General features: G+C 73.1%; 10 protein-coding genes and 1 pseudogene. 6 read left to right on the top strand and 5 right to left on the bottom strand.

The annotated features are described in order from the left end of the window. The first annotated feature begins 106 nt into the window (after window positions 1-106). Together ACWJ6R_RS21550 and ACWJ6R_RS21545 are read left to right on the top strand one after the other, a co-directional pair. A complete protein-coding gene (locus ACWJ6R_RS21550; RefSeq protein WP_449063965.1) occupies window positions 107-1642 on the top strand; it encodes a S1 family peptidase in 1536 nt (511 codons plus the stop codon). A 253-nt stretch (window positions 1643-1895) separates the two neighbouring features. Next, entirely contained in the window at window positions 1896-2264 is a 369-nt protein-coding gene (locus tag ACWJ6R_RS21545) for a hypothetical protein (protein ID WP_449063964.1), read from the top strand. 28 nt (window positions 2265-2292) lie between these two features. Here the strand turns inward: ACWJ6R_RS21545 and ACWJ6R_RS21540 are convergent, their stop codons facing one another. Continuing rightward, window positions 2293-2667 (bottom strand): hypothetical protein, encoded by a 375-nt coding sequence (locus ACWJ6R_RS21540; RefSeq protein ID WP_449063963.1) that lies wholly within the window; start codon window positions 2665-2667, stop codon window positions 2293-2295. An 85-nt stretch (window positions 2668-2752) separates the two neighbouring features. Continuing rightward, a complete protein-coding gene (locus ACWJ6R_RS21535) occupies window positions 2753-3172 on the bottom strand; it encodes a hypothetical protein (RefSeq protein ID WP_449063962.1) in 420 nt (139 codons plus the stop codon). A 118-nt stretch (window positions 3173-3290) separates the two neighbouring features. Between ACWJ6R_RS21535 and ACWJ6R_RS21530 the strand changes: the two genes are divergently transcribed. Continuing rightward, window positions 3291-5165 carry a sensor histidine kinase gene (locus ACWJ6R_RS21530; RefSeq protein ID WP_449063961.1) on the top strand — a complete coding sequence of 625 codons (1875 nt, stop codon included), beginning with the start codon at window positions 3291-3293 and terminating at the stop codon, window positions 5163-5165. A gap of 81 nt (window positions 5166-5246) precedes the next feature. On the opposite strand, the gene ACWJ6R_RS21525 is transcribed toward ACWJ6R_RS21530, so the two are convergent. Beyond that, window positions 5247-6107 (bottom strand): amidohydrolase family protein, encoded by an 861-nt coding sequence (locus ACWJ6R_RS21525; protein WP_449063960.1) that lies wholly within the window; start codon window positions 6105-6107, stop codon window positions 5247-5249. A 270-nt stretch (window positions 6108-6377) separates the two neighbouring features. Here ACWJ6R_RS21525 and ACWJ6R_RS21520 point away from each other — a divergent pair, with 270 nt between their 5' ends. Both ACWJ6R_RS21520 and ACWJ6R_RS21515 read left to right on the top strand, forming a co-directional pair. Then, window positions 6378-7559 carry an ROK family protein gene (locus ACWJ6R_RS21520; RefSeq protein WP_449063959.1) on the top strand — a complete coding sequence of 394 codons (1182 nt, stop codon included), beginning with the start codon at window positions 6378-6380 and terminating at the stop codon, window positions 7557-7559. Between the two features lie 200 nt (window positions 7560-7759). Beyond that, on the top strand, window positions 7760-7963 hold the full coding sequence (locus ACWJ6R_RS21515; protein ID WP_449063958.1) for a hypothetical protein: 204 nt from the start codon (window positions 7760-7762) through the stop codon (window positions 7961-7963). A 123-nt stretch (window positions 7964-8086) separates the two neighbouring features. Here ACWJ6R_RS21515 and ACWJ6R_RS21510 read toward each other — a convergent pair whose 3' ends face one another. Next, the gene (locus ACWJ6R_RS21510) at window positions 8087-8656 is read right to left on the bottom strand and encodes a hemerythrin domain-containing protein (protein ID WP_449063957.1); all 570 of its coding nucleotides are present in this window, start codon (window positions 8654-8656) and stop codon (window positions 8087-8089) included. 270 nt (window positions 8657-8926) lie between these two features. Then, on the bottom strand, window positions 8927-9112 hold the full coding sequence (locus tag ACWJ6R_RS21505) for a hypothetical protein (protein ID WP_449063956.1): 186 nt from the start codon (window positions 9110-9112) through the stop codon (window positions 8927-8929). A gap of 341 nt (window positions 9113-9453) precedes the next feature. Here ACWJ6R_RS21505 and ACWJ6R_RS21500 point away from each other — a divergent pair. Further along, window positions 9454-10260 (top strand): annotated as a pseudogene (locus ACWJ6R_RS21500) (cytochrome c oxidase subunit I); the annotation flags it as partial.

Here is a 10260-nt window from a genome sequence, read left to right as displayed (position 1 = left end):
CCCGCCCGCCCCCATAACGCGGCGGTAGGGGCGAACTGGTAGATCCGCACCTCATGCGCCCGCCGTTACGTTGACGGCGCACCCCCCGAACATGAGGAGAGATCACATGCTCCGCAGGAATGCCGCGACGGCGGGTTTCGCACTCGCCCTCGCGCTGGTGGCCACCCCCGCCCTCGCCCAAGCCGGACCGGACGATGCCTTCACCCCGGGCAAAGCCGGCGCCGGCGACACGACCGCCGCCCTGTACACCGAGGCGAAGGCGATGGCCGCCAAGGCCCCCGCCCCCGCTCCCGGCCTGGTCGACGCCCTGGTGCGCGACCTCGGCATCGACGCCGGCCAGGCGAAGACCCGCCTGGTCAACGAGGCCGCCGCCGCCAAGGTCGAGCCGGTGCTCGCCGCCCGGCTCGGCGAGAAGTTCGGCGGAGCCTGGGTGGCCGGGCCCACCGCCGAGCTCGTCGTGGCGACCAGCGACTCCACGCAGGTCTCCGCCATCCTCAAGACCGGTGCGCAGGCCAAGGTGGTCCGGCACTCGCTCGCCGCACTCGACGCCGCCAAGGGCGCGCTCGACGCCAAGGCCGAGGGCTCCCCCAAGTCGATCGCCTCCTGGTACGTCGACGTCCAGAACAACGGCGTCGTGGTGCTGGCGCGCGACACCGCGGAGGCCCAGGCCTTCGTGGACGCCAGCGGCGCCGACGCCTCCCTGGTCCGCGTCCAGCAGACCGCCGAGCAGCCCCAGCCCTTCTACGACGTGCGCGGCGGCGACGCCTACTACATGGGCGGCCGCTGCTCGGTCGGCTTCTCCGTGACCAAGTCGGGCAGCCAGGGCGGCTTCGTCACCGCCGGCCACTGCGGTGACGTCGGCACCGCCACGCAGGGCCACAACCGGGTCGCGCAGGGCACCTTCCGCGGCTCGTCCTTCCCGGGCAACGACTACGCCTGGGTCGAGGTCAACAGCCAGTGGACCCCGACCGGCGTGGTGAACGCCTACAACTCCGGCATCCTGCCGGTCCGCGGCTCCACGCAGCGGGCGGTCGGCTCCTCCATCTGCCGGGCCGGCTCCACCACCGGCTACCACTGCGGCACCATCGGCCAGCACAACACCAGCGTCACCTACCCCGAGGGCACCATCTCCGGTGTGACCCGCACCAGCGTGTGCGCCGAGCCCGGCGACTCCGGCGGCTCGTACATCTCCGGCGACCAGGCCCAGGGCGTCACCTCCGGCGGCTCCGGCAACTGCAGCTCCGGCGGCACCACCTACCACCAGCCGGTCAACGAGATCCTCTCGGCGTACGGCCTGACCCTGGCCACCGGCGGCGGCACCGAGCCCCCGCCGCCCACCGGCTGCACCGGCTACGCCCGGACCCTCAGCGGCTCGGCCACGTCCTCCGGCCAGAACCTCTACAGCAGCGGCTTCACCGCCGGCTCGGGCACCCACCGGCTCTGCCTGGACGGCCCGAACGGCGTCGACTTCGACCTCTACCTGCAGAAGCAGAGCGGTTCCTCCTGGGTGAACGTGGCCAGCGGGACCAGCTCCGGCCCTGACGAGTCCTTCACCTACAACGGCACCTCGGGCACCTACCGGGTCCGGGTCCACGCCTACAGCGGCACCGGCGCCTTCACCGTCGGCGTGACGACGCCGTAGCACGACCGCAGCACCGCCGCGGCGGTGCCCGGGCTGCTCACGGGCACCGCCGCGGTCCCGCGCACGGCGCGGCACCCCCCCGAACGGCGCCGCCGTCCCCTCCAGCGGGGCGGCGGCGCCGCTTCGCGTGCGGGATCACTCCACGCACGGAATCGCTTCGCGTGCGGGACCGCTTCACATGCGGGATCACGGCAGGCGGTCGCGGCGTCCCGCTCGCGGGCCGCGGCGGGCGGGGCCGTACGAGAATGGAGGGATGAGCGAGTTCCCATCCCTTAACGAGTTCCCATCCCTGAGCGAGGGCGCGGACCTGTCCGAGGTGATCGCCTCCCTGTCGCGGTCGCCGGAGGTCCTGGCCCGGGTCGCCGACGAGGTGGAGCGGGAGCCTCTCCCTCCCGGCCTCGTCAAGGCCCTCCCGCGGACCGAGCCGGTCGCGCTGCTGCTGGCCGCCCGGTCCGCGGAGGGCGAGGGCCGCTCGTTCGAGGCGGCCGGCCTCGTCGAGGAGGCCCTCTCCCTCGATCCCGGGCTCGAACCGGCCAGGCGGGACGCGGAGGAGTACGCCGCCTGCCGTACCGACCCCGGCCTGGAGCTGCCGCGCGGGCCGCGCACCTGTTCCGGCGGCTGACCGTCTACCTCTACCGGCCGGCCCGCCGTCACCTGGTCGGCGACCTGGTGGCCCGGAGCGTGCGGGTGGCCGAGCACGCCCTGGCCGACCTGGCGCTGTTCGAGCACGACGTGGTCGGCGAGTTCCTGGACGCGCGGGGCGAGTGGCTGCGCGAGGACGAGGTCGCGCTGCTGGAGTCGTGGCGGCGGGCCCCGCTGCGGCTCTGGGAGGTCCTCGGCGTCGCCGGGCGGGAGATCACCCTGAGCGGCAGCGGCAGCGACAGCGACAGCGACGGCAACGACGGCGGCGACGGCGACGGCGAGGTGACCCTGGCCGACGAGCTCCTGCCCGAGCAGGCCCTGCCCGGCGACCTGATGCTGACCCGGCTGCTGCACGACGGGTCCGGCCCGCGCGTGTTCGGCACCCGTTCAAGGTGGACCCGGCGCGCAGGGACGAGATGCTCGCCCTGCTCGCCGGCCCGGTGGACCCTTACGCGATCGCGGCCTTCTTCAGGCGGCCCGCGCCGCCGGCGCCCGGCGGCTCTCCCACCACAGCGCCGCCCCGGTGATCAGCGCGCCCGCGCCCTCCCACAGGCCCACGCCGAGGAACTTCGCGGGCGCCTCGCCGGTGACCACCAGGGTGGTGAAGACGGTGAAGGTGACCAGGCGGAACGGGACCGTCCACAGGAAGAAGGGGCGGAAGTCCACGGCCGAGGCGAGCATGTAGTAGACGCCCATGTTCACCGCCGCCATCGACGAGGCGGCCATGTAGACGAGGGTGTAGTCGCCGGGCGCGCGCGTCTGGAGCACCTCGAAGCCGAGCATCTCCAGCGTCGTGTCGGGCGAGAGGAGCCCGAGCAGGCCGAGGAGGAAGGCCAGCAGGCCGAAGACGGCGATGGTCCAGCCGGACGGGGTGCGCGGTAGCCGCACGGGGTGCCTCCGAGATGGGGAATGCGGGTGGGATCTGACCGACCGGCCGCGGGAGGTGTAGCCTCAGCAGCGATCTCTGATCGCGCATTTCATCACGAAATCCCCCCCGAGGCGACGTATGGACAATCCCGGCCGGCCGATCCGCTTCCGGATCACCGCCCTTCTACTGGTGCCGATCGTCTCCCTCGTCCTGCTCTGGGGCTTCGCCGCGGCGCTGACCGCCGGGGACGGGATGCGGCTCCTGGAGATCAACACCCTGGTCGAGAGCGTGGCCACGCCCTCGGAGAAGGTGGTCGTCGAGCTGCAGAACGAGCGGCTGCACTCCGCCCGCTACCTGCGCGACAGGTCCGACCTGGAGACGGTCGTCCAGCAGCGGCTGGAGTCCGATCAGGCCCTCGCCGCCTTCCGCAGGCTCGCCCTGTCGGCGGACACCCAGGACGCGGTCAGCGACGACATGCGCATCCGGCTCACCACGCTCTTCGCCGAGCTGGACCAGTTGCCCACCGCCCGCGCCCTGATCGACTCCCGCAGCGCGGACACCACCCGGGTGATCCGCGCCTACAACAACATCATCGACTCGATGTTCCGCATGTACGACCGGATGATCCTGGTCCCCGACATCTCGATCTACCAGCAGGCCCGGTCGGTCACCGGACTCGGCGAGGCCAAGGAGATCCTGGCCAGGGAGCGGGCGCTGCTGTCGGCCGTGGGCGCCGGGGGGAGGATGACCGACGCCGAGCACGCCGCGTTCGCCGAGATGGCGGCGAGCCGCCGGCTGGTGTACCGGCAGGCCATGGCCCGGCTCGACGCCGAGCTGCGCGGACCGCACGAGGCTCTCGGCGCCTCCCCCTCCTACCGGGCGTTCCTCGATCTGGAGTCGCAGACGCTGGCCTCGCGCACCCTTCCGGCGGACCTGTCGCCGGTGGAGCAGATCTGGGTCAAGGTGGAGCGCCAGCAGGTCGAGGTGGTCTCGCTGCTGACGGCCCGGGTCATCCCCGCCGCGGTGGCCATCCTGGTCCAGATCGCGGTCGCGGGCGGACTCGGCCTGGTCATGCTGATCCTGTCGGTGGTGCTGGCGCACCGGTTCGCCGCACGGCTCGCCGCCGAGCTGGGCCGGTTGCGGGACACGGCCATCCAGCTGGCGGAGGTGCGGATGCCCCAGCTGGTGGAGCGGCTCCGGCGGGGCCAGGACGCCCCCGAGGAGGCGCTGCCCCCGCTCGGCGGCACGCCGGAGATCCACGACATCGGGCAGGCTCTCGACACGGTCCGGCACACCGCCTACGAGGCGGCGGCGGACCAGGCCCGGCTCCGCAGGGGCGTCAGCCAGGTCTTCGTCAGCCTGGCCCGGCGCAACCAGTCGCTGCTGCACCGCCAGCTCACCCAGCTGGAGGCGATGCAGCGCAAGGAGGAGCAGCCCGAGACGCTCTCCGACCTCTACCGCCTGGACCACCTGACCACCAGGATGCGCCGCCACGCGGAGAACCTGATCATCCTGTCCGGCGCTGCCCCGGGCCGGGGCTGGCGCAAGCCGGTCCCCGCGGTGGACGTGCTGCGCGCGGCCGTGGCGGAGGTCGAGGACTACGCGCGGGTGCGGGTGCTGCCCGCGCCCCAGATCTCGCTGACCGGCGCGGCCGTGGCCGACCTCATCCACCTGATCGCGGAGCTGGTGGAGAACGCGACGGTGTTCTCCCCGCCGCAGACCCGGGTGATCGTGCGGGCCGAGTGGGCGGCGGCCGGGCTGGCCGTCGAGGTGGAGGACCGCGGTCTGGGCATCCCCGACGCGGAGCTGGCCGAGCTCAACCGCCGCCTGGCCGCCAGGCCGGAGTTCGACCTGGCCGACAGCGACCGGCTCGGCCTGTTCGTGGTCGCCATGCTCGCCTCCCGGCACGGCGTCCAGGTCACCCTGCGCCCCTCCCCCTACGGCGGGATCAGCGCGATCGCCCTGATCCCGTCCTCCGTGCTGGCCGAGGAGGAGGCCCCCGCGCTCCCGTGACCGGGATCGCCCGGCCGGCGCCGTACCCCGGAGGCGCCGGTCGGCGCCGTGATCCGCGGGTCGCGGTCCGCGGCCGGGGGTTCAGCCGGCCCGGTGGTCCCGGGCCGTCGGCGCGATGCCGTAGACCCGGGCCGCGACCCCGCCGAACACCTCGGCCCGCTCGGCCGCCGAGAGGCCGGAGGTGAGGGTCCGCGCGGCCTCCAGCACCCTCTCGTACGGCGCGGCGAGCAGGCAGACCGGCCAGTCGGAGCCGAACATGACCCGGTCCGGTCCGAACGCCGCCAGGACCGTCTCGGCGTACGGACGCAGATCGCCGGCCGTCCACCTTCCCCAGTCCGCCTCGGTGACCAGCCCCGACAGCTTGCAGGCGACGTTGGGCAGAGCCGCCAGCCGGCGGACGAGACCGGCCCAGGGCTCCCGCTCCCCCGAGGCGATCGGCGGCTTGGCGCAGTGGTCGAGCACGAAGCGCACGCCGGGGAGCGCCGCGGCGGTCTCGATGGCTGCGGGGAGCTGGTGGGGAAGGACGAGCAGCTCGTAGACGAGTCCCTGTTCGCCGACGGCCCGCAGCCCGGCGCGCACGTCGTCGCGGCAGAGCCAGCGCGGGTCCGCCTCGCCCTGCACCTGGTGGCGGATCCCCCGCAGGAGGTCCCCGCCGGGCGCGGCCCGGAGCGCGGCCAGGTCGTCGGCGACCGAGGGCGCGGTCAGGTCGGTCCAGCCGACCACCGCCGCGACCGGCCCGTCCGCCGCGGCCAGGGCCAGGAGCTCCGGCGTCTCCTCCCGGACGGTGACCGTCTGCACCAGCACGGTGGCCGTGACCCCGTTCTCCGCCGCCGGGAGGTCCTCGACGCCGAAGCTCCTGCGCAGCGGGGCCAGGGCCGGGCCGGTGATCCAGTCCTGGTCCCGCACGGACAGGTCCCAGACGTGGTGGTGGGCGTCGATCATGGCTCTCCCGGAGATGACTCGATCGGACCATCCAACCCAGCCGCCGTCGGAGCGGCAAGAAGGATGCGGAAGAATCGCGGCATCGATCCGGGCCGGGCACGGCCGCCGGAGTCGGCCGGCCCGGCGGCCGTGCCCGGAACCGGGGATGACACGCCTCTCTTCACTTATGGCGGAGATCGGCCGAAGATAGCTCCATTGTGGGCATAATGGAGGGGCGTCGTGGACGCAAGCCCCTCCGGCGGGGCGGGATCAAGGGGGTCGACTGTGCGCATGCCGAGCGAGGGGGGCGGTCCGGCCTCCGGCGCGGGGGTGCTCCTGGACATCCTGCGCGACGGGCAGGCCCGCACCCGGGCCGAGCTGGTGCAGCTCACCGGCCTGGCCCGGTCCACCTTGGCCCAGCGGCTCGACGCGCTCGTCAGCCAGCAGTGGATCGTCCCCACCGAAGAGGCGATCTCCTCGGGCGGACGCCCCGCCGTCGCCTTCACCTTCAACCGCTCCGCCCGCGTCGTCCTCGCCGCCGATCTGGGCGCCACCCACGCCCGGATCGCGGTCACCGATCTGGCCACCGAGGTGCTGGCCGAACGGGCGGCCGAGATGCCGATAGACCGGGGACCCGAGCCGACGCTCACCTGGCTCCAGCAGACCTTCGAGGAGATGCTCGCCGAGACCGGCCATTCGACGGCCGAGGTCTGCGGCATCGGCGTCGGGCTGCCCGGCCCGGTCGAGCACGGCTCCGGACGCCCGGTCAACCCTCCGATAATGCCGGGCTGGGACGGCTTCCCCGTCCCCGAATGGCTCGGCGGGCGGCTGGGCGTTCCCGTGCTCGCCGACAACGACGTGAACATCATGGCCCTCGGCGAGCACTGGGCCGCCCGTCCGGAAGCCGACCACCTCATCTTCGTCAAGATCGGCACCGGCATCGGCTGCGGCATCATCAGCGACCGCCGTCTGCACCGCGGCGCCCAGGGCGCGGCCGGGGACATCGGCCACATCCGGGTCGCCTCGGCCCTCGACACCGTCTGCCGGTGCGGCAACGCCGGCTGCCTGGAGGCCGTCGCCGGGGGCGCCGCGATGGCCGCCCGGCTGCGCGCCGAAGGAGTGGAGGCGGCGGACAGCCGTGACGTGGTCCGTCTGGTGCGGGGCGGAAACACCCAGGCCGTCCAGCTCATCCGCCAGGCGGGGCGCGAGATCGGCGACGTCCTCGCCTCGATCGTGAACTTCTTCAACCCTTCGGTCATCGTGATCGGCGGTGATCTCTCCGAGGCCGGGGAGCAGGTCCTGGCCGGTCTCCGCGAGGTCATCTACAGCAGGTCCCTCCCCCTGGCCACCCAGCACCTGACCATCGCCGCCAGCGAGCTGGGCGACCGGGCGGGCGTGATCGGCGCGGCCGTCATGGTCGTCGACCACGTGCTGTCCCCCGGCGCCGTCGACCGGTCCGTCGCCGCGGGCTGAACCGTCGCCGCGGGCTGAACCGTCGCACCGGGTCCGCGGCCCCGCGTTCCCCCGTACGGAGCCCCTCGGCCGCCCTCCGCCCGCCGGGCGGCGCATGGCCCCCCGCCGTGCGGGTATGTCCGGCTTTGATGACCTGACCTGGGGGAACACCGCGGCCGGGATGCCCCGGCCGTACCGACCGATTCGTACGGGGGAACGTCATGCCGGAGCTGAGAACATCCGATCCGGACGCCGGGGAGGGCCCGGAGACCATGTCGGCCGGCGGCTGCCGGGACCTGCAGAGCCCGCTCTCCCAGTCGCCGGACGCCCAGCCCGAAGGGGATTCCGAGGGCGGCGTCTGGGTGGACCCGCACCCGCCGGGGGCGGACTCGCCCGACGACGTGGAGGAGCCCTCCGACGACTAGCCCGGCCGGGGGAGCGGCCGGAACCCGCGGCCGACCCGCGGTACGGCTCCGCGGGTACGGCTCCGCGGGTACGGCCGGGCGCGGCGACCGCGAGCGGTGCGGGGCCGCGCCCGGCCGAGGACGCTAGTCCTTCCCCCGGCCGGTGATCGCGTCGCGCATCCGGTCGACCAGACCGGTCAGCGGCCCCACCATCATGTTGGCCGGAGGCTTGTCCGGCGCGGCCGGGTGCGGGCGCGTGGGGGCGATCTTCTTGATCGCCTGGACCTTCCGGCCCAGCTCGGCGAGCTGGGAGACGTCGCTGTGCGCGCGCAGCTGGGGGAAGAGCTCGTCCTCCTCCTCCCGGATGTGGGTCCGGATCTCCATCATCAGCTGCTTCAGCAGCGCCGCGTGGCCGGGGTCGGCGACGTCGGTCTGCTCCAGCCTCTTCATGGTCTTCTCGGCCTCGGCGTGCTCGGCCAGCTCCCGGTCGGCCAGCTGGTCGCCGCCGGGCACGGCCCTGCGGACGGCCGGGTACAGGTACGCCTCCTCGGCGACCGCGTGGCGGACCAGCTCGATGATGACCTTCTCGGTCAGCTGGCGGCGCCGTTCCATGTCGCTCGGGCTCAGCCGCTCCAGCTCGGTGAACATCTGCTCGACCTCGCGGTGGTCGTGCGTCAGCACGGCGACGACATCGGTCTCCTGGACTGTGCTCATCGGCGGTTTCCTCTCTGCACCCGCGGACCGGCACCGAGGGGCCCGACCGGCGACGGGTCGTCGCCGGTCGCGGCGGTCCCCCGGTCGGTGCCGCGGCGGGACTCTCCCACCGACAAGGTCGCAAACGCGGCGGTGCGCGCACGGCCGACGCGACCGCACCGAACAAGGCTTTTCCGCAGGATGCCCGCTTGATTACCTCAGTCCCCTAAGCGGGAGATCCACCCCTGAGAGGCCTTTGCACCTGCTTCCCGGCCCTGCCGGGCTCCGGCGTCACACCTCGGTCGGCCTCTCGTACCCCTCGTCCTGCCCGTAGACCCGGCGGTCCGGATCGTCCTCGGGCTGGTTGGCCGGGTCCGTCGCGGACGGCGCGGCCTCCCCGGCGATGTCCGGCTCGTCGTGCACCTCGGGCCGTTCCCTGCGGTCGGCGAGCGGCTTGTCCTCATCGGGTCGCGACATGTTCCCTCCCGGTCGGTCTCCTCGACGCGGGAGGTGTGCCCCCGGACGGCCCGTCCATGCCGAGCGCCCCGCCCGTCGGGCGGGGGCCGGTTCCCACGCGCGGTCGAGCAGGAACTCCGCCTGCCGTACCGCCTGCCGTACCGCGTGGCGCCGGTGCGAGGGGTCGGTCACGTTCTCCGGCCGCTCGCCCGCGACCCGCCGAAACCGTACAGACCATCCCGAACGAGGGAAGGACGAGATTCGGCGTGACTCCATGGGGTAATTAGGTGATCGCACTGAGCGACCGCGGGCCGGCGTTCCCCCAGGTCCCCGGTGAGGCACCGACCACGTGGAGACTAGTGATGACGACCTACAGACAGCCCTCCGGGGAGCCGCTCACCTCACCGCTGGCCCCGGTCAAGCGCCGCAGGGGCGCCGTCGTCGTGCACTGGCTGACCTCCACCGACCACAAGGTCATCGGCTACCTCTACCTGATCACCTCGTTCGGGTTCTTCCTGATCGGCGGGATCATGGCGCTCGTCATCCGCGCGGAGCTCGCCCAGCCCGGCATGCAGATCGTGCACCAGCAGATGTACAACCAGCTGTTCACCATGCACGGCGCGGTCATGCTGCTGCTGTTCGCCACCCCGCTGTTCGCCGGGTTCGCCAACGTGGTCATGCCGCTGCAGATCGGCTCGCCCGACGTGGCGTTCCCGCGGCTGAACATGGTCAGCTACTGGCTGTTCCTGTTCGGCGGGCTCATCGCGGTCAGCGGCTTCTTCACCAACGGCGGCGCGCGACTTCGGCTGGACGGCCTACACGACGCTGTCCAGCGACACCTTCACCCCGCAGGTCGGCGCCGACCTGTGGGTCGCCGGGCTGACCATGGCCGGTCTGGGCACCATCCTCGGCTCGGTCAACTTCATCACCACGATCATCTGCATGCGTGCGCCGGGGCTGACGATGTTCCGGATGGCGATCTTCACCTGGAACACGCTGCTCACCTCGATGCTGGTGCTGATGGTCTTCCCGGTGCTGGCCGCCGCGCTGCTGGCGCTGTTCGCCGACCGCAAGCTCGGCACGCACATCTTCGACCCGGTGACGGGCGGGCCGATGCTCTGGCAGCACCTGTTCTGGTTCTTCGGCCACCCCGAGGTCTACGTCATCGC

The organism is Planomonospora algeriensis (genome assembly GCF_977012225.1).
This window is presented reverse-complemented; position numbering and strand designations above follow the sequence as displayed.

What these genes read in the sequence shown, in the direction of transcription:
- ACWJ6R_RS21550 (WP_449063965.1), top strand. Translation starts at nt 107, where the DNA reads ATGCTCCGCAGGAATGCCGCGACGGCGGGTTTCGCACTCGCCCTCGCG.
- ACWJ6R_RS21545 (WP_449063964.1), top strand. Translation starts at nt 1,896, where the DNA reads ATGAGCGAGTTCCCATCCCTTAACGAGTTCCCATCCCTGAGCGAGGGC.
- ACWJ6R_RS21530 (WP_449063961.1), top strand. Translation starts at nt 3,291, where the DNA reads ATGGACAATCCCGGCCGGCCGATCCGCTTCCGGATCACCGCCCTTCTA.
- ACWJ6R_RS21525 (WP_449063960.1), bottom strand. Translation starts at nt 6,107, where the DNA reads ATGATCGACGCCCACCACCACGTCTGGGACCTGTCCGTGCGGGACCAG.
- ACWJ6R_RS21520 (WP_449063959.1), top strand. Translation starts at nt 6,378, where the DNA reads ATGCCGAGCGAGGGGGGCGGTCCGGCCTCCGGCGCGGGGGTGCTCCTG.
- ACWJ6R_RS21515 (WP_449063958.1), top strand. Translation starts at nt 7,760, where the DNA reads ATGCCGGAGCTGAGAACATCCGATCCGGACGCCGGGGAGGGCCCGGAG.
- ACWJ6R_RS21510 (WP_449063957.1), bottom strand. Translation starts at nt 8,656, where the DNA reads ATGAGCACAGTCCAGGAGACCGATGTCGTCGCCGTGCTGACGCACGAC.
- ACWJ6R_RS21505 (WP_449063956.1), bottom strand. Translation starts at nt 9,112, where the DNA reads ATGTCGCGACCCGATGAGGACAAGCCGCTCGCCGACCGCAGGGAACGG.